We start from the raw sequence: 16,510 nt of genomic DNA on the forward strand, positions 1-16,510 counted from the left end.
CCTGAACCTTCCGATGGGTGCGGAGCATGATCGAGGCTGTTGGCCTGACCAAGCGGTACGGCGACAAGACCGCCGTGCACGACCTCTCCTTCCAGGTGCGTCCCGGCGCGGTGACCGGCTTCCTCGGACCGAACGGCTCCGGCAAGTCCACGACCATGCGGATGATCCTCGGGCTGGACAACCCCACCGCCGGCTCGGTGACCATCGGCGGCTACCCGTACCGCAAGCTGCCCAACGCCCCCCGCCAGGTCGGCGCGCTGCTCGACGCCAAGGCGGTGCACGGCGGCCGCAGCGCCCGCAACCATCTGCTGAGCCTCGCCCAGCTCTCGGGCATCCCGGCCCGCCGGGTGGACGAGGTGCTCGGGGTCGTCGGCCTGACGGAAGTGGCCCGCAAGCGCTCCAAGGGCTTCTCCCTCGGCATGGGCCAGCGCCTCGGCATCGCCGCCGCCCTGCTGGGCGACCCCCAGGTGCTGCTGTTCGACGAGCCGGTCAACGGCCTCGACCCCGAGGGCATCCTCTGGGTCCGCAACCTGATGAAGGCGCTGGCCGCCGAGGGCCGTACGGTCTTCGTCTCCTCGCACCTGATGAGCGAGATGGCGCTGACCGCGGACCATCTGATCGTGATCGGGCGGGGTCAGCTCCTCGCCGACATGAGCGTGACCCACTTCATCTCGGCCAACTCCGCCGACTTCGCGCGGGTGCGCACGCCGGACAGCGAGCCTCAGCAGCGGGAGAAGCTGACCTCGGCGCTGACCGAGGCGGGCGGCCATGTCATGCCCGAGCTGGACGGCGCGCTCCGGGTGACCGGCCTGGCGCTCCCCCGCATCAGCGACCTGGCGCACGAGGCGGACGTACGGCTGTGGGAGCTGTCGCCGCACCAGGCGTCGCTGGAGGAGGCGTACATGCGGATGACGCAGGGCGTCGTCGACTACCGCTCCACCGTGGACCAGCGCTCCGGGCTCCAGCAGCCGCTGCCGCCCGGTGTGCAGCCCCCGATGCCGGTGCCGGGCCAGGGCCAGCCGGGCTGGTACGCCCCGCCGCCGCCCCAGCCGGGCGTCCCGTACGCCCCGCCGGCGCCGGCCGCTCCCGGCCCCGAGACGCCGAACCCGTACGCCGCGCCCGCCGAACCGACGAAGCCCGAGGACCCCCGATGAGCACCCAGCAGCCCCCGATGCCCGAGGCGCCCCACGCGTCCGGCGGTCTCCACTCCGGCTACAGCTCACCGATCCCGGTCACGCCCACGCACCTCGGGCACGCGCTGGCCTCGGAGTGGACGAAGATGAAGTCGGTGCGCTCCACGGTGTGGACGCTCGGCGTGTTCGTACTGCTCGTGGTCGGCATCGGCCTGCTGGCCGCGGTGGCGGTCCGGGGCGCCGGTGAGCTGGACGGCCAGAACCCGCTGACCCTCGGCTTCTTCGGGCTGCTGCTCGGCATGATGTGCGTGATGACGCTGGGCGTGCTGACCACGGCGTCCGAGTACGGCACGGGCATGATCCGTACGACGATGACCGCGTGCCCGAGCCGGGGCCGGGTGCTGGCGGCCAAGTCGATCGTGTTCTTCGTGGTCGCCTTCGTGGTGACGCTGGCGACGGTGTCCCTGGTGGCGCTGATCCAGACGTCGATGCTGGAGGGCAACGGCACCCGGACCCCCTCCGGCGCGGAATGGCTGAAGGCGACGCTCGGCATCAGCCTCTACATCGCGCTGCTCGGCCTGCTGTCGCTGCTGGTGGGCTCGATGATCCGGCACTCGGCGGGCGCCATCACCATCATGATCGGCGCCGTGCTGGCCCCGCTGGTGATCGCGCTGTTCATGAACGCCGGCTCGCTGGAGAAGGTGCAGCAGGCGCTGCTGGAGTACTCGATCCCGAGCCAGATGGGCGTGTTCTACGACAACACCCTCAGCCACTCCGGGCCGTCCGGCTGGGAGCCGCTGTGGATCATGCTGGGCGTGACGGCGGCGGCGTTCGCCGGGGCGTACGCGCTGCTGGAGAGCCGGGACGTGTAACCCCGCGCTTCTCAGAACCTGGGCGTGTTCCCGGACCGCCGTACCCGCGTGGTGCGGCGGTCCCGTGCGTTCCAGCACGCCTTGTGCCAGTGCCGCCGGTCGTCGACGCCCGCGTGCTCGGGCCAGGCCACCACGTGCGGGAGGCCGGAGGGGATCACCTGGTCGCAGCCGGGGCAGCGGTAGGTCTTGCCGTCGGCGCTCGCCCCGGCGACATGGCGCACGCTCCACTCCTCGCCCTGCCAGGACTCGGTGGACTGCCAGCCGCCGTACCGGCCCGACCGGTCGTCCTCGGCACTCCGGCCGGACGAGCCTGCCGCCTTGGGTCGGTTGCGACGCGGGGACACGGGACACCTCTTGGGGCTATACAGGGAGCACGGGCCGCGTCCAGCCTACGCGGCACCGGCCGGGGGTACGCGTAGGGCGCCAACCCGCACAAGTCCCCCTCCAGGCCGATCCATTCCAGCAGAGAAGCGACCATTCTGCAGACAATCCGCAAATCCCTCCACGAAGCCGTGTCCTGGGCACGTGTCATGTGGTTATGCCGGTCGGGGGAGCTCCCGGTCGGAGCCAAGGAAGCGGGAATTGCGATGCGCGTAGGAAGTTTTGTGCTGGCGGCCCAGTATCCGGGCCAGGGTGCCGGCGAGGCCCTGCACCGGGCGGTGCGCTCCGCCGAGGTGGCCGACGAGGCCGGCCTGGACACGGTGTGGCTGGCCGAGCACCACTTCGTGCCGTACGGCACCTGTCCGTCGGCCGTGACCCTGGCCGCCCTGCTGCTGGGCCGCACCCGCCGCGTCCGGGTCGGCACCGCGGTCAGCGTACTGCCCACCGCCCACCCGGTGGCCCTCGGCGAGCAGGCCGCGCTGCTGCACGTCACCAGCGGCGGCCGGTTCACCCTGGGCGTCGGCCGGGGCGGGCCCTGGGTGGACCTGGAGGTCTTCGGCGCCGGACTCGCGGCGTACGAGCGGGGCTTCCCGGAGTCGCTGGACCTGCTGCTGCGCTGGCTGCGCGAGCCGTCGGTCGGCGCCTCGGGCGAGCGGTACGCCTTCCGCGAGGTGCCGGTGGTGCCGCGCCCGGCGGACGCGCTGACCGAGACACCGGGGCCCGAGGTGGTGGTGGCGTGCACCTCGCCGAAGAGCGTGCGGCTGGCCGCCGAGCGGGGGCTGCCGATGCTGCTGGGGATGCACGTGGGGGACGAGGAGAAGGCCGAGATGGTCGCCCTCTGGCGGCGTCACGCCCGCGAGTCGGGCCGGCCGCCCGAGGAGATCGCGGCCGCCGGCCATGTCTCGGCCGGGGTCTGCCAGCTCGCGGACAGCCGCACCGACGCCGTGGAGACGCTGCTGAAGGCGATGCCGGGCTGGCTGAAATGGGGCCTTGAGGCCCACCTGACGGTGGACGGCCGGGCGCGCGCGATGCGCGACCCGTACGCCTACACCGAACTGCTCTGCGGGCTGCACCCGGTGGGTACGCCCCGGCTGGCCGCGGATCGTCTCGCGGCCACCGCGGAGCGCACCGGAATCTCCCGCTTCGCCCTGCTGGTCGAGGGCTCCGGCGATCTGGACGCGACCGAGGAGAACCTGCGGCGCCTGGGCGCCGAGGTGCTGCCCCGGTTGCGCTGACCACCACCGGCTCCCCGGCCGCCGGGAGAGCCTGCCGCGTCCGTCCCGCATGCACCTCCCCCCGGACGGGTACGGCAAGCCGGCGGCTCATGGAGCCGGCGTCGCGCGTGTGCGTCAGCAGTCCCGCAGCTCCGGGGACTGGTTGAGGAGCTGGGCGCGCACCGAGGTGAAGCGGGCCAGCCTCTCGTCCACCGACGGGTCCAGCGGGAACACCGCCACCCGGTGGCAGTTCTGGAAGGCCAGGCGTACGCCGAAGTGGCGCTGGAGAGCGCCGCGGATGGCGTCACTGGCGAGCGCGCGCAGCAACTGGCCGCGCGCCTGCTCGTCCGGCGGGGGCGTCTGGTTGTCGGCGAAGGGTCCGCCGTCCACCTTGAGCTGGGCCACCAGGGAGCTGATCATCTCCCACGCAAAGGGCAGGGAGGTCCGGACGCAGTCGACGAATTCTGCTTCGTCGACCTCGCCTCGCTCGGCCTGTTCCAGTAGGGCCGGTGAGACGTCGAGCGACATGGGTTCTCCTCTCGCACCCCCGATGGACAGGGGTTGCCGGACAGAAAAGGGAGTGCGCGACAACGGAGACGCTCCGTACCCCCACGCGGCCTCCCTGCTCCTACGGTAGGCAACCGTCGGTGACCACACCAGCAGAATGCGTATATGGAACGGTCGCCTTGCGGTCACAATCGGCCAGGGAGGAACAAGAGTTATCAGGGACAATTGGGGTGGCCTCCCGGACGGGCGGGGCGGCGAGCAGGTGGTGGGACGCGGGCGAATCGCGTGCACGGGTGCGCGTCGAGTAGCGTTGCCGACCATGCGTCTCGTCATTGCCCGGTGCTCGGTCGACTACGCCGGCCGGCTCACCGCCCACCTGCCCTCGGCCCCCCGCCTGATCCTGGTCAAGGCGGACGGCAGCGTCTCCATCCACGCGGACGACCGGGCCTACAAGCCCCTCAACTGGATGTCGCCGCCCTGCACCCTGAAGGAGGGCGTGGGCGACGAGGCGGGCGTGTGGACCGTCATCAACAAAGCGGGCGAGAAACTGATCATCACGATGGAGGAAGTCCTCCACGACTCGTCCCACGAACTGGGCGTGGACCCCGGCCTGATCAAGGACGGCGTGGAAGCGCACCTCCAGGAGCTGCTCGCGGACCGCATCGAGACGCTCGGCGAGGGCTACACCCTGATCCGCCGCGAGTACATGACGGCGATCGGCCCGGTCGACATCCTCTGCCGGGACGCCGACGGCGGCACGGTCGCCGTCGAGATCAAGCGGCGCGGCGAGATCGACGGCGTGGAGCAGCTCACCCGCTATCTGGAGCTGCTCAACCGCGATCCCCACCTCGCCCCGGTGCGCGGGGTGTTCGCGGCCCAGGAGATCAAGCCCCAGGCCCGCGTACTGGCCACGGACCGGGGCATCGGCTGCCAGGTCCTCGACTACGACGCCATGCGCGGCATCGAGGACGACAAGCTCCGCCTGTTCTGAGTCTCCCGCGCCCTCTCAGATGACCGGGGGCTCGGTGCTCGCGCTCTCGGTGGCCCCGGCGGACTCACCGGGGGCGGACGCGGACGCCGTGGCGCCGTCGACCGGGCCGCCGGCCGAGGTCGAGGTGGTCGGGGGTGTGCTGGGGTCGCCGGAGGGAGTCGTCTCCGGGTCGGTCGGCTCCTGTGAGGTCGGCTCGTCGGTGGGGCCGCTCGGGGACGTCGTCGGCTTGCCGGACGTGGTGGGCTTGCCCGTGGGCCCGGTGGAACCTCCGCCGTGCGTCGGCCGGGGGCTCGCCTGGCCACCGGTGCCCCGCGTGCCCGTCGGGTCGGCGCTCGGACTCCCGCTGGTGGTCGCGGACGGCGAGGGGTCGTCCGAGGTGCCGGGGGTGCCGTCCGGACCGGAGCCGGCCGGGCGGGTGGTGGTGGCGCGGGCGGGCGCCGGTTCGTCCCGCTGGGGGACGGCGCCCAGCGTGCCGTCGTCCAGGTGCTGGGTCGCGGTCGGGTTGCCGCCCACCGTGCCCGCCGGGTTGCGTCCGGCGTTCTCGTCGGAGGCCATGCCGAGGGTGACGACGGTGCCGAGCACCGCCACCAGCAGCGCGCCGGACCCGGCGGCCACCAGATTGCGCCGGGCGACGGCCCGTACCCCGCCGCGGTCCTTCGCGGCCGCGCCGGGCTGGCGGGCGACGACGGTCTCCTGTCCGTGGCCGTACGCCGGGGTGAACGCGGCCGGGGCCGGGGTGAGCGGTGCCGTGCGGGCGGCCGGGGGTTCCTCGGCCATCAGCGCGGCCAGGCCCGGCAGGTCGCCGGTGCGGTCCGCGACCAGGGCGAGCGCGCGGCGGCCCGCGACGGTGCCCCGCATGTCGGAGAGCGCGGTGCGCAGCCCCTGCGACACCTCCAACTCCGAGCGCGCCCGGTCCAGTTGGTCCTCGACCAGGGCGAGGATGCCCAGCTCGTGGTGGAAGTAGGCGCGCTCGGAGATGTCCTGGGCGAGGCGGGCGGCCTCGGACCCGGCGTGCAGGGCCTGTTCCCACGCGGTCCAGTGCAGTCCGGCGGCGAAGGCGGCGGCGGCCGCGTGGGCGAGCCGGACGGCGGTCGCCTGCTCGTCCGCACCCTCGGCGGCCGGTTCGGTGCCGGGCAGGACGGTCTCCAGCGCGGTCAGCACCGCGGCGGCCTCCGCGCACACCCGCTCCGGGGTGACGGAGGGGTGGGCGGCCCACCAGGCGTAGTGCCGGGCGGCGGTACGGGCCTCGGCGGGGGCGTCCTTGTCGTATCCGGCGGCTTCCAACTGGGCGCGCACCCCGGCCGCGAGGCGGTAGCGGGGGCCGGCCGGGGAGACCAGGCCGCACCCGAGGAGTTCGCCGAGCGCGGCGTCGGCGTGGGTGTCGCCGACCAGGGCCGGCAGATGCGCCGGGTGCGGCAGCTCGCCGTCCAGGGCGACGGCGATGCGCAGGGCGGCCCGGGCAGAAGGCTTGAGCCGGGAGGCGAGCAGCGGGGCGGGCGCGGCGGCCTCCGCGAGGGAGGGCAGCGGCACCTCCTCGGCCTCCTCGTCCTCCAGCGGCAGGTCGAGCACCGCGTCGGCGGGGGCGCGTACGTCCTCGAAGACGCCGAACTCGTCCACCACGCCGCCGCTGGCGCGCAGTTGCTCGCGCTGGCGGAGCAGGGCGCCGGCCTGGACGAAGCGCAGCGGCAGGCCCTCGGACTCGAACCAGAGGTCGCCGGCCCAGACGGCCTCCTCCTCGGTGAGGTCCCGGCCCACCGCCCGCTCCAGGATCTCCACCCCGGCGGAGCGGTCGAGGCCGGGCAGGTCCACGTCCTCGATGTCACCGGCGGCCGCCGGGGTGTCCGGGGTGGCGGCGAGGAGGAAGGCGCACTCGGGGGCGGCCTCCAGCAGCCCGGTGAGGGCGGCGCCGCCGAACTCCAGGTCGTCGACGAGGACGACCGCGCCGATCTCCTTGACCCTCTCGCGCAGTTCGTCCGGCCGGAGGCGGTGGCGGGGGGCGTCGTAGACGGTGTGGAAGAGGTCGCGCAGCAGGTCGTCGGGGGTGCGGTGCAGGCCGTCGAGCCGGACCACGCCGTCGGGGGCGAGGTCGGCGCAGTCCTCGGCGACGAGGTCCAGCAGGGCGGTGCGGCCGGAGCCGCCGGGGCCGGTGAGGCGGACGGTGCGGCCGTGGGTGAGCAGCCGGACCAGCCGCTCACGTATCTCCTGACGCTCCAGCAGCTCGTGTTCGGGCACCCGGTGACCGGGCGGGGCGGGCGGCAGGGCGGCCCGCTCGTACTCGGCACGGGCCGCCGGGGTGCGCTTGGCGGGGGCGTCCGGGCGCTCGTGCGGCGGGCAGGGCTCTATCTCGCTGCCGTCGACGGGGTTGACGGTGAGCAGGAATTCGCCGCAGACCAGCCGGGTGGTGCGGGCGGGCACGGGGCCGCTCGGGGCGAAGTCGGCGGTGAGGGGGTCCCGGGGCGGACGGCGGCTCAGTGCCTGACCGTGGTCCTCGGTTCCCGGAAGTATCGGATCCATGGGTTCAAAGCCCCCAAAAGCGTCGTGTGCCGATCTCGGCCCCTCCCGGCCTGCCGCACATCGCGCTGTCGCTTCTGGTCCGGGCCCGCTCGCGGAATACACGAGGCGGCGGGCGACCGAACCCTAAACCGTCGGCCGGGGTCCCCGACAGGGCGGGGTGCCGGACGGCCCGAGAGATCCGGGAGATCACCTTCCGGGGAGGAATGTGCGCGACGCGCCGTTCAGGACGACTTGGAGCCTGCCCCGCTTCCGGGACCTCACACGCTGGGCAGCGACTCCACGCCGACTCCGCCCTCGATGGCGAGAATGCGGTGCAGCCGGGTGGCCACCAGCAGCCGCTGCATCTGCGGCGGCACCCGGCGCAGCACCAGACGCCGGCCGCAGCGGCCCGCGCGCCGGTGTGCGCCCATGATGACGCCGAGTCCGGTGGCGTCCCAGGAGTCCAGTTCGGACAGGTCCAGCACCAGATCGCCGATCCCGTCGTCGACCGCCGCGTGGAGGGCCGTACGGGCGTCCGCCGCGCTGCGGACGTCGAGGCGCCCCCCGACGACCAGCTCGGCGTGGTCGCCCCTGATGTACATATGCGCTCCCCGTTGAGTGCGAGTGGCGTTCTCCGTGACGGTGCTGTGCAACGTCTGACTGTGTGGGTGTCGATGCGGTTGCTGGTTGTAAGCGAACCGATACCGAATTCACCCGCGGGGGTGAGCCCCCTGAGCGGCTGTACGGAAGCGCACGGGATCAGCGGGTGATCCGGTCGCGATCAGTACGTGTAGAAGCCCTGCCCGCTCTTGCGGCCGATGTCACCGGCGTCCACCATCCGGCGCATCAGCTCCGGCGGGGCGAACTTCTCGTCCTGGCTCTCGGTGTAGATGTTGCCGGTGGCGTGCAGCAGGATGTCGACCCCGGTGAGGTCGGCGGTGGCCAGCGGGCCCATGGCGTGCCCGAAGCCCAGCTTGCAGGCGAGGTCGATGTCCTCGACGGTGGCCACGCCCGACTCGTAGAGCTTGGTGGCCTCGACCACGAGGGCCGAGATGAGGCGGGTGGTGACGAACCCGGCGACGTCGCGGTTGACGACGATGCAGGTCTTGCCGACCGACTCGGCGAACTCCCGTGCGGTGGCGAGGGTTTCGTCGCTGGTCTTGTAGCCCCGGACCAGTTCGACGAGCTGCATCATCGGCACCGGCGAGAAGAAGTGCACGCCGACCACGCGCTCGGGGTGCTCGGTGGCGGCCGCGATCTTGGTGATCGGGATGGCGGAGGTGTTGGAGGCGAGCACGGCGTCCGGGCGCACGATCTTGTCGAGCGCGCGAAAGATCTCGTGCTTGACGTCCAGCTTCTCGAAGACGGCCTCGATCACGATGTCCGCGTCGGCGACGTCGTCCAGGTCGGTGGTCGGGGTGATCCGGGCGAGGGCGGCCTCGGCGTCGGCCGCGTCCAGCTTGCCCTTGGCGACGAACTTGTCGTAGGAGGCCCGGATGCCGTCGGTACCGCGCTTGAGCGCCTCGTCGGTGACGTCGCGCAGGACCACGTCCCAGCCGGCCTGTGCGGCGACCTGGGCGATGCCGGACCCCATGAGACCGGCCCCGATGACGGCGAGCTTCCCTGCCACTCCGACTCCCCTTACGCGCTGTTTATGGTTCCTCTCGGCGGACATTAGCGTTCGGGCGACGCCTTGAGGACCGTAAGTAACGCGTGTCACGGTCTCAGGGCGTGAGACACCCGTCACGTTCCGGTTGTGCCGCTCCGGTCCGTCAAATCCGCACCGCTTCGCGCCCTTTGGGGCAACTACGCTGACCGTATGGTCAATCTGACGCGCATCTACACCAGGACCGGCGACCAGGGCACCACCGCCCTCGGTGACATGAGCCGGACCGCCAAGACCGACCTCAGGATCTCCGCGTACGCGGACGCCAACGAGGCGAACGCGGTGATCGGTACCGCCGTCGCGCTGGGCGGGCTGGACCAGGAGGTCGTCACGGTCCTCACCCGGGTGCAGAACGACCTCTTCGACGTGGGCGCCGACCTGTCGACGCCGGTGGTGGAGAACCCGGAGTACCCGCCGCTGAGGGTCGAGCAGTTCTACGTGGACCGGCTGGAGCAGGACTGCGACCGGTTCAACGAGCGGCTGGAGAAGCTGCGCTCGTTCATCCTGCCCGGCGGCACCCCCGGCGCGGCCCTGCTGCACCAGGCGTGCACGGTGGTCCGGCGGGCCGAGCGCTCCACCTGGGCGGCGCTGGAGGTGCACGGCGAGACGATGAACCCGCTCACCGCGACCTATCTCAACCGCCTCTCCGACCTCCTGTTCATCCTGGCCCGCACGGCGAACAAGGAGACCGGCGACGTGCTGTGGGTGCCGGGCGGCGAGCGCTAGCCCCCCGTACGGGGATGGGGGGCGCCTCCACGAGACACCCCCCGATCCGGCCGCTCCGATTCCGCCGCGTCCACCTTCTTCTTCATGTCCGCGTAGCCCGAGGGGGTGCCGGCCGGGGTGGCGGCGCCGTCGTGGCCGCAGGCCGTGGTGAGGGCCACGAGGGCGGCCAGGGTGACGGTGGCCGCCGCGCGCCAGGTGCCGCGCCTCACTCGCCGCTGCCCTTCTTGCCGCCGTCGTTCTTCGCGCACCAGGTCCTGACCCCGGCGAGGTCCTTCCTGCGCTGCTCCACGTCCTTCTTCAGCGACTCGCGGGTGTCGAGACGGCCCTAGAGGAACGTGGCGATCTCGGTGTGGCCGGCCTTCCTGGCGTTGTCGAGCCGCCGCTGGAGCCGGGCCACCGAGCCGCGCCGGGCCTTGCCCGGGTCGAGTCGCTGCAGGGCGCGGTCGACGCGCTTGTCGATCTTCGGCTCCCGCTCGCACAGGGCCCGCGCACCGTCACCGGCCGCCTCGGCGACGGGCTTCGCGCCGGGAGAGGCGTCGGCGGGGGAAACCCTGTGACCGGTTCGTCCCGGCCGTCCCGGTCAGCCAGTCCCGCCGTCCCGGCGCCCCGGTGCCGTCCAGCGGCAGCCGCACCTCGAAGCGGGCCCCGGTGCCGTGCGGGCCGTCGGTGACGCCGATGCTCCCCCGCCCGCCGCACGGCCACCCGTATCCGCGCCGCCCCGCCGGATCGCGGCCGTGGGCGAGCAGCAGCCGCAGCCCCGGCACCCAGCCCGGCACGATGACCCCCGGCTCGGCGTCCAGGGCGATGTCCGCGCCCGGTCCCGGCGCCGTACGCCGGCCACGGCGGCGTCGGCGAGGTCCGCCAGGTCGACGGCGGCGAAGGTCTCGGCCTCCACCAGGTCGGCCTTCCCGGTCTGCCCGACCCCGACCGCGAGGAGGGTCACTCACACGTCCTCCTCGCGGGTCTTCAAACCCCTGCGGCAGCAGAGGAGTTGAGGTTAAGTCGAATTGCGGAACAAATGGTCCAGACCTATTGACCGCTGGTCCAGACCTTTCCTATTCTCGCGGCAGCATGGGCGTGAAGGCTCAGTCATGCCCCCCATGCCTCGTGAAGTTCCCCCCGACATCGAGGGAGGCGCACATGCGCTTCAGACACAGAGTCGCGGCGGGTGCCGTGACCCTGCTGCTCCCCCTGGCCGGCCTCGTCGGCCTCGCCGCCCCCGCCGAGGCGGCCACCAACGTCACCGCCACCTATGTGAAGTCCCAGGACTGGGGCAGCGGTTTCGAAGGCAAGTGGACCGTCAAGAACACCGGCACCACCGCCATCAGCTCCTGGACGATCGAGTGGGACTTCCCCTCGGGCACGTCCGTCACCTCCGCCTGGGACGCCGACGTCACGTCCTCCGGCACCCACTGGACGGCGAAGAACAAGTCGTACAACGGCTCGGTCGCCCCCGGCTCCTCCGTCTCCTTCGCCTTCAACGGCGCGGGCTCCGGCTCCCCGGCCAACTGCAAGCTCAACGGCGACAGTTGTGACGGCACCACGGTCCCCGGTGACGCCGCGCCCTCCGCCCCCGGCCAGCCCACCGCCTCCGCCGTGACCGACACCTCGGTCAAGCTGAGCTGGTCGGCCGCCACCGACGACAAGGGCGTCAAGAACTACGACGTGCTGCGCGACGGCGCCAAGGTCGCCACCGTCACCACCACCTCGTACTCGGACACCGGCCTGAGCGCCGGCACCGACTACTCCTACAGCGTGCGCGCCCGTGACACCGCCGACCAGACCGGTCCGGCGAGCGCCGCGACGGCCGTGCGCACCACCGGCGGCGGCACCAACCCGCCGCCCGCCACCGGCGACAAGGTCAAGCTCGGCTACTTCACCGAGTGGGGCATCTACGGCCGGAACTACAACGTCAAGAACATCGTGACGTCCGGCTCCGCCGCCAAGATCACGCACATCAACTACGCCTTCGGCAACGTCACCGGCGGCAAGTGCGCGATCGGCGACTCCTACGCCGACTACGACAAGGCGTTCACCGCCGACCAGTCCGTCAGCGGCCAGGCCGACACCTGGGACCAGCCGCTGCGCGGCAACTTCAACCAGCTCCGCCAGCTCAAGGCCAAGTACCCGAACATCAAGGTGCTGTGGTCCTTCGGCGGCTGGACCTGGTCCGGCGGCTTCGGCGAGGCGGCCAAGAACCCGGCCGCGTTCGCCCAGTCCTGCTACGACCTGGTGGAGGACCCCCGCTGGGCCGATGTCTTCGACGGCATCGACATCGACTGGGAGTACCCCAACGCCTGCGGCCTGTCCTGCGACACCAGCGGCTCCGCGGCCTTCAAGAACGTGGCCTCGGCGCTGCGCTCCAAGTTCGGCGCCAACTACCTGGTCACCGCCGCGGTCACCGCGGACGGCTCCAACGGCGGCAAGATCGAGGCCGCCGACTACGCGGGCGCGTCGCAGTACCTCAACTGGTACAACGTGATGACGTACGACTTCTTCGGCGCCTTCGACGCCAAGGGTCCGACCGCCCCGCACTCCCCGCTCACCTCGTACAGCGGCATCCCGAAGGCGGGCTTCACCACCGCCGACGCGATGGCCAAGTACAAGGCGGTCGGCGTCCCGGCGAACAAGCTGCTCATCGGCATCGGCTTCTACGGCCGCGGCTGGACCGGTGTCACCCAGGACGCCCCCGGCGGCACCGCCACCGGAGCCGCCCCGGGCACCTACGAGGCGGGCATCGAGGACTACAAGGTGCTCAAGGGCTCCTGCCCGGTCACCGGCACGATCGCGGGCACCGCGTACGCCCACTGCGGCAGCAACTGGTGGTCGTACGACACCCCGTCGACCATCGCCGGCAAGATGAGCTGGGCCAAGAGCCAGGGCCTGGGCGGCGCGTTCTTCTGGGACTTCACCGGGGACACCAGCAACGGTGAACTCGTGACGGCCCTCAGCAACGGCCTGTCGTAGGTGAGTTCGGGGGCCTAGCCCCCTAAGCGACGTTGACGCTCCCCCAGACTTCGTCCGGGGGGACCCCCACCCAGCGAGTGAATGTGGCTACGCCACATTCACTCGCTGACCGGGCGGGGCTGCTTCCAGCCACGCGAGAAATCCGGTCAGCGCGTCCTCGCTCATGGCGAGTTCGAGGCGGGTGCCCTGGTGGACACAGGCGAGGATCACCGCGTCGGACAGCAGCGCCAGCTCCTCCTCGCCCTCGGGCAGCCGGCGTCCGGCCACCTCGATCCGCGAGCGCTCCAGCACCCGGCGCGGGCGCAGGGCGTAGGAGAAGACCCGGAACCACTCGATGCGGTCCCCGTTGTAGCGGGCGATGCCGTAGCTCCAGCCCTTGCCGCTCGTGTCGGACTGCTCGGCCACGTCCCAGCGCAGCGAACAGTCGAAGGTGCCGCCGGAACGCTGGATGAGCCTGCGGCGCAGGCCGAACAGGAACAGACCCACCACCACGAGCGCGACCACGATTCCGCACACAGTCAGAGCGAGGACCATCGGCACCGACCTCCTCGTCTCCCAGTAGTGGAACTGCTTTCGGCTCAGGGTAATGAAACCGCAGAGCCAGGTAATGGAACCGGAAAAACACCCGGATTCACCTCAGCCGCGACCGGCACCGGAATGTTCCGGGCCGGCCGCGGCTGAATGATGGTCACACGGCGCGATGATCAGCGCGCGGAGGTCGCCGCCCGCAGACGGACGTCGGCGCGACGCTGGGCGTCCTCGTCGTCCTCCGCCTTCGCTCGCTCCAGCTCGCGCTCCACGCGCTGGACGTCGATCTCCTCCGCCAGCTCGGCGATCTCGGCCAGCAGCGACAGCTTGTCGTCCGCGAACGAGATGAAACCGCCGTGCACCGCCGCGACGACGGTCCCGCCGTCACTGGTGCGGATGGTCACCGGGCCCGACTCCAGCACACCGAGCAGCGGCTGGTGACCGGGCATGACGCCGATGTCGCCGGACGTGGTGCGCGCGACGACCAGGGTGGCCTCGCCGGACCAGACCTGGCGGTCGGCGGCGACCAGCTCGACGTGCAGCTCAGCAGCCAAGGTTGGCTCCTCGGATCACCACCCGGCCAATGTGCCGGGTGTCGGGGTCAATTCTAGGGGGCGTGGCCGAGGGGGCGGGACGAGCCCGCCCCCCGGCCAGGAGCGCGGGTGTCAGGAGACGCCCAGCTCCTTCGCGTTCTTCTTCAGGTCCTCGATGCCACCGCACATGAAGAACGCCTGCTCCGGGAAGTGGTCGTACTCACCGTCGCAGATCGCGTTGAACGCGGCGATGGTCTCGTCCACCGGAACGTCCGAACCGTCCACGCCGGTGAACTGCTTGGCGACGTGGGTGTTCTGGGACAGGAAGCGCTCCACGCGACGGGCACGGTGGACGACGAGCTTGTCCTCCTCGCCCAGCTCGTCGATACCGAGGATCGCGATGATGTCCTGGAGGTCCTTGTACTTCTGCAGGATGTTCTTGACGCGCATGGCGCAGTCGTAGTGGTCCTGCGCGATGTACCGCGGGTCCAGGATGCGGGACGTGGAGTCCAGCGGGTCCACGGCCGGGTAGATGCCCTTCTCCGAGATCGGACGGGACAGAACCGTCGTCGCGTCGAGGTGGGCGAACGTGGTGGCCGGGGCCGGGTCGGTGAGGTCGTCCGCGGGGACGTAGATCGCCTGCATCGAGGTGATCGAGTGACCGCGGGTCGAGGTGATGCGCTCCTGGAGGAGACCCATCTCGTCGGCCAGGTTCGGCTGGTAACCCACGGCGGACGGCATACGGCCGAGCAGCGTGGAGACCTCGGAACCGGCCTGCGTGAAGCGGAAGATGTTGTCGATGAAGAACAGCACGTCCTGCTTCTGGACGTCACGGAAGTACTCGGCCATGGTGAGGCCGGCCAGCGCGACGCGCAGACGGGTGCCCGGCGGCTCGTCCATCTGACCGAAGACGAGCGCGGTCTTGTCGATGACGCCCGACTCGGTCATCTCCGCGATGAGGTCGTTGCCCTCACGCGTGCGCTCACCGACACCGGCGAACACGGAGACACCGTCGTGGTTGTTGGCGACGCGGTAGATCATCTCCTGGATGAGCACCGTCTTGCCGACGCCGGCACCGCCGAACAGGCCGATCTTGCCGCCCTTGACGTACGGGGTGAGCAGGTCGATGACCTTGACGCCCGTCTCGAACATCTCGGTCTTCGACTCGAGCTCGTCGAAGTTCGGCGCCTTGCGGTGGATCGGCCAGCGCTCACCGGTGTGCTTCTCGTCGACGTTCAGCACCTCACCGAGGGTGTTGAACACCTTGCCCTTGGTGAAGTCGCCGACCGGGACGGAGATGGCGTCGCCGCTGTCCGTCACGACGGACTGGCGGACCAGACCGTCGGTGGGCTGCATGGAGATGGTGCGGACCAGGCCGTCACCCAGGTGCTGGGCGACCTCCAGGGTCAGCGTCTTCTTCTCGCCGTCGTGCGCCGGGTCGGCGACCTCGACGGTCAGGGCGTTGTAGATCTCCGGCATCGCGTCGACGGGGAACTCCACGTCGACGACCGGGCCGATGACGCGGGCGACGCGACCCGTGGCCGCCGCGGTCTCAACAGTGGTGGTCATTTATCGGTCACTCCCCGCGGTCGCGTCGGCCAGGGCGCTGGCGCCACCGACGATCTCGCTGATTTCCTGGGTGATTTCGGCCTGGCGGGCCGCGTTGGCAAGACGGGAGAGCGTGTTGATCAGCTCGCCCGCGTTGTCGGTGGCCGACTTCATCGCGCGCCGCGTGGCGGCGTGCTTCGAAGCGGCCGACTGGAGCATCGCGTTGTAGATCCGGCTCTCGACGTACCGGGGCAGCAGGGCGTCCAGGACGTCCTCCGCCGACGGCTCGAAGTCGTACAGCGGGAGGATCTCACCGTCGCCGGTCTTCTCCTCCGCGACCTCGTCGAGGCGCAGCGGGAGCAGTCGCTGGGCGACCGCCGTCTGCGTCATCATCGACACGAACTCCGTGAAGACGATGTAGAGCTCGTCCACGCCGCCGTCCGCGTCGGGCGTCTCGATGGCCTCGATCAGGGGCGCCGCGACCTTCTTGGCGTCCGCGTACGTCGGCTCGTCGGTGAAGCCCGTCCACAGCTCCGCGATCTTGCGCTCACGGAAGTTGTAGTGAGCGACACCCCGGCGGCCGACGATGAACGTCTCCACCTGCTTGCCCTCGCGCTCAAGGCGCTCGGTGAGCTGCTCGCCCGCCTTGATGGCGTTGGAGTTGAAGGCGCCGGCCAGACCGCGGTCGCTCGTGAGGAGCAGGACCGCGGCACGGGTCGGGTTCTCGGCCTCCGTGGTGAGCGGGTGCTTGGTGTTCGACCCGGTGGCGACCGACTTGACCGCGCGGGTCAGCTCGTCCGCGTACGGCTTGGAGGCCGCCACCTTGCGCTGCGCCTTGACGACACGCGAGGCGGCGATCATCTCCATCGCCTTGGTGATCTTCTTGGTCGCGGTGACGGATCGGATGCGACGCTTGTAGACCCGGAGCTGGGCTCCCATGAGTCAGGTCCC

The 16,510-nt window shown here is 71.3% G+C and carries 17 protein-coding genes; 6 read left to right on the plus strand and 11 right to left on the minus strand.

Features of this window, described 5'->3' with window-relative positions; genetic code table 11:
• Nucleotides 1-26 precede the first annotated feature (26 nt).
• Both ACZ3HQ_RS01330 and ACZ3HQ_RS01335 read left to right on the plus strand, forming a co-directional pair.
• Nucleotides 27-1,154, plus strand: coding sequence for an ABC transporter ATP-binding protein (locus ACZ3HQ_RS01330; protein WP_467506987.1), 1,128 nt, complete (start codon nt 27-29; stop codon nt 1,152-1,154).
• Nucleotides 1,151-2,005 (plus strand): ABC transporter permease, encoded by an 855-nt coding sequence (locus ACZ3HQ_RS01335; protein WP_467506989.1) that lies wholly within the window; start codon nt 1,151-1,153, stop codon nt 2,003-2,005. Before ACZ3HQ_RS01330 ends, ACZ3HQ_RS01335 begins: the two co-directional genes overlap by 4 nt.
• 11 nt (nt 2,006-2,016) lie before the next feature.
• Here the strand turns inward: ACZ3HQ_RS01335 and ACZ3HQ_RS01340 are convergent, their stop codons facing one another.
• Nucleotides 2,017-2,349 (minus strand): ATP/GTP-binding protein, encoded by a 333-nt coding sequence (locus ACZ3HQ_RS01340; protein ID WP_467506991.1) that lies wholly within the window; start codon nt 2,347-2,349, stop codon nt 2,017-2,019.
• A 243-nt stretch (nt 2,350-2,592) separates the two neighbouring features.
• On the opposite strand from ACZ3HQ_RS01340, the gene ACZ3HQ_RS01345 reads away from it, so the two are divergent.
• Complete coding sequence (locus ACZ3HQ_RS01345; protein ID WP_467506993.1) at nt 2,593-3,621, plus strand: LLM class flavin-dependent oxidoreductase; 1,029 nt, start codon at nt 2,593-2,595, stop codon at nt 3,619-3,621.
• A gap of 114 nt (nt 3,622-3,735) precedes the next feature.
• Here ACZ3HQ_RS01345 and ACZ3HQ_RS01350 read toward each other — a convergent pair whose 3' ends face one another.
• Nucleotides 3,736-4,128, minus strand: a complete 393-nt coding sequence (locus ACZ3HQ_RS01350) for an SCO5389 family protein (protein ID WP_030815996.1) — start codon at nt 4,126-4,128, stop codon at nt 3,736-3,738.
• A 298-nt stretch (nt 4,129-4,426) separates the two neighbouring features.
• Between ACZ3HQ_RS01350 and nucS the strand changes: the two genes are divergently transcribed.
• Entirely contained in the window at nt 4,427-5,098 is a 672-nt protein-coding gene (gene nucS, locus ACZ3HQ_RS01355) for an endonuclease NucS (RefSeq protein WP_467506995.1), read from the plus strand.
• Nucleotides 5,099-5,113: 15 nt separating this feature from the next.
• Here the strand turns inward: nucS and ACZ3HQ_RS01360 are convergent, their stop codons facing one another.
• From ACZ3HQ_RS01360 to ACZ3HQ_RS01370, 3 genes are all read right to left on the minus strand, one after another.
• Nucleotides 5,114-7,612 (minus strand): ATP-binding protein, encoded by a 2,499-nt coding sequence (locus tag ACZ3HQ_RS01360; RefSeq protein ID WP_467506997.1) that lies wholly within the window; start codon nt 7,610-7,612, stop codon nt 5,114-5,116.
• Between the two features lie 257 nt (nt 7,613-7,869).
• Complete coding sequence (locus ACZ3HQ_RS01365) at nt 7,870-8,193, minus strand: STAS domain-containing protein (protein WP_467506999.1); 324 nt, start codon at nt 8,191-8,193, stop codon at nt 7,870-7,872.
• A gap of 179 nt (nt 8,194-8,372) precedes the next feature.
• A complete protein-coding gene (locus ACZ3HQ_RS01370) occupies nt 8,373-9,221 on the minus strand; it encodes a 3-hydroxyacyl-CoA dehydrogenase family protein (RefSeq protein ID WP_467507001.1) in 849 nt (282 codons plus the stop codon).
• Between the two features lie 189 nt (nt 9,222-9,410).
• Between ACZ3HQ_RS01370 and ACZ3HQ_RS01375 the strand changes: the two genes are divergently transcribed.
• A complete protein-coding gene (locus ACZ3HQ_RS01375) occupies nt 9,411-9,983 on the plus strand; it encodes a cob(I)yrinic acid a,c-diamide adenosyltransferase (protein WP_086692375.1) in 573 nt (190 codons plus the stop codon).
• On the opposite strand, the gene ACZ3HQ_RS01380 is transcribed toward ACZ3HQ_RS01375, so the two are convergent.
• Both ACZ3HQ_RS01380 and ACZ3HQ_RS01385 read right to left on the minus strand, forming a co-directional pair.
• Complete coding sequence (locus ACZ3HQ_RS01380; protein ID WP_467507003.1) at nt 9,980-10,192, minus strand: hypothetical protein; 213 nt, start codon at nt 10,190-10,192, stop codon at nt 9,980-9,982. The genes ACZ3HQ_RS01375 and ACZ3HQ_RS01380 overlap by 4 nt on opposite strands.
• Nucleotides 10,193-10,477: 285 nt before the next feature.
• The gene (locus ACZ3HQ_RS01385; protein WP_467507005.1) at nt 10,478-10,759 is read right to left on the minus strand and encodes a hypothetical protein; all 282 of its coding nucleotides are present in this window, start codon (nt 10,757-10,759) and stop codon (nt 10,478-10,480) included.
• A gap of 364 nt (nt 10,760-11,123) precedes the next feature.
• Here ACZ3HQ_RS01385 and ACZ3HQ_RS01390 point away from each other — a divergent pair, with 364 nt between their 5' ends.
• Complete coding sequence (locus ACZ3HQ_RS01390) at nt 11,124-12,950, plus strand: glycosyl hydrolase family 18 protein (RefSeq protein WP_467507007.1); 1,827 nt, start codon at nt 11,124-11,126, stop codon at nt 12,948-12,950.
• Nucleotides 12,951-13,037: 87 nt separating this feature from the next.
• Here ACZ3HQ_RS01390 and ACZ3HQ_RS01395 read toward each other — a convergent pair whose 3' ends face one another.
• The 4 genes from ACZ3HQ_RS01395 to ACZ3HQ_RS01410 form a co-directional block, all read right to left on the minus strand.
• Nucleotides 13,038-13,484 (minus strand): DUF2550 domain-containing protein, encoded by a 447-nt coding sequence (locus tag ACZ3HQ_RS01395; RefSeq protein WP_467507009.1) that lies wholly within the window; start codon nt 13,482-13,484, stop codon nt 13,038-13,040.
• A gap of 170 nt (nt 13,485-13,654) precedes the next feature.
• Nucleotides 13,655-14,032 carry a F0F1 ATP synthase subunit epsilon gene (locus ACZ3HQ_RS01400; protein ID WP_030815967.1) on the minus strand — a complete coding sequence of 126 codons (378 nt, stop codon included), beginning with the start codon at nt 14,030-14,032 and terminating at the stop codon, nt 13,655-13,657.
• A 111-nt stretch (nt 14,033-14,143) separates the two neighbouring features.
• Nucleotides 14,144-15,580, minus strand: coding sequence for a F0F1 ATP synthase subunit beta (atpD, locus tag ACZ3HQ_RS01405; RefSeq protein ID WP_161145746.1), 1,437 nt, complete (start codon nt 15,578-15,580; stop codon nt 14,144-14,146).
• A complete protein-coding gene (locus tag ACZ3HQ_RS01410) occupies nt 15,581-16,498 on the minus strand; it encodes a F0F1 ATP synthase subunit gamma (RefSeq protein ID WP_467507010.1) in 918 nt (305 codons plus the stop codon). It lies immediately after the preceding gene.
• Between the last annotated feature and the right edge of the window lie 12 nt (nt 16,499-16,510).

Source organism: Streptomyces sp. NPDC018263 (assembly GCF_055562575.1).

Excerpts from the sequence above, each read along its gene's own strand:
- ACZ3HQ_RS01330 (WP_467506987.1), top strand. The coding sequence starts at position 27 with ATGATCGAGGCTGTTGGCCTGACCAAGCGGTACGGCGACAAGACCGCC.
- ACZ3HQ_RS01335 (WP_467506989.1), top strand. The coding sequence starts at position 1,151 with ATGAGCACCCAGCAGCCCCCGATGCCCGAGGCGCCCCACGCGTCCGGC.
- ACZ3HQ_RS01350 (WP_030815996.1), bottom strand. The coding sequence starts at position 4,128 with ATGTCGCTCGACGTCTCACCGGCCCTACTGGAACAGGCCGAGCGAGGC.
- atpD (WP_161145746.1), bottom strand. The coding sequence starts at position 15,580 with ATGACCACCACTGTTGAGACCGCGGCGGCCACGGGTCGCGTCGCCCGC.
- ACZ3HQ_RS01360 (WP_467506997.1), bottom strand. The coding sequence starts at position 7,612 with ATGGATCCGATACTTCCGGGAACCGAGGACCACGGTCAGGCACTGAGC.
- ACZ3HQ_RS01365 (WP_467506999.1), bottom strand. The coding sequence starts at position 8,193 with ATGTACATCAGGGGCGACCACGCCGAGCTGGTCGTCGGGGGGCGCCTC.
- ACZ3HQ_RS01345 (WP_467506993.1), top strand. The coding sequence starts at position 2,593 with ATGCGCGTAGGAAGTTTTGTGCTGGCGGCCCAGTATCCGGGCCAGGGT.
- ACZ3HQ_RS01395 (WP_467507009.1), bottom strand. The coding sequence starts at position 13,484 with ATGGTCCTCGCTCTGACTGTGTGCGGAATCGTGGTCGCGCTCGTGGTG.
- ACZ3HQ_RS01390 (WP_467507007.1), top strand. The coding sequence starts at position 11,124 with ATGCGCTTCAGACACAGAGTCGCGGCGGGTGCCGTGACCCTGCTGCTC.
- ACZ3HQ_RS01410 (WP_467507010.1), bottom strand. The coding sequence starts at position 16,498 with ATGGGAGCCCAGCTCCGGGTCTACAAGCGTCGCATCCGATCCGTCACC.
- ACZ3HQ_RS01375 (WP_086692375.1), top strand. The coding sequence starts at position 9,411 with ATGGTCAATCTGACGCGCATCTACACCAGGACCGGCGACCAGGGCACC.
- nucS (WP_467506995.1), top strand. The coding sequence starts at position 4,427 with ATGCGTCTCGTCATTGCCCGGTGCTCGGTCGACTACGCCGGCCGGCTC.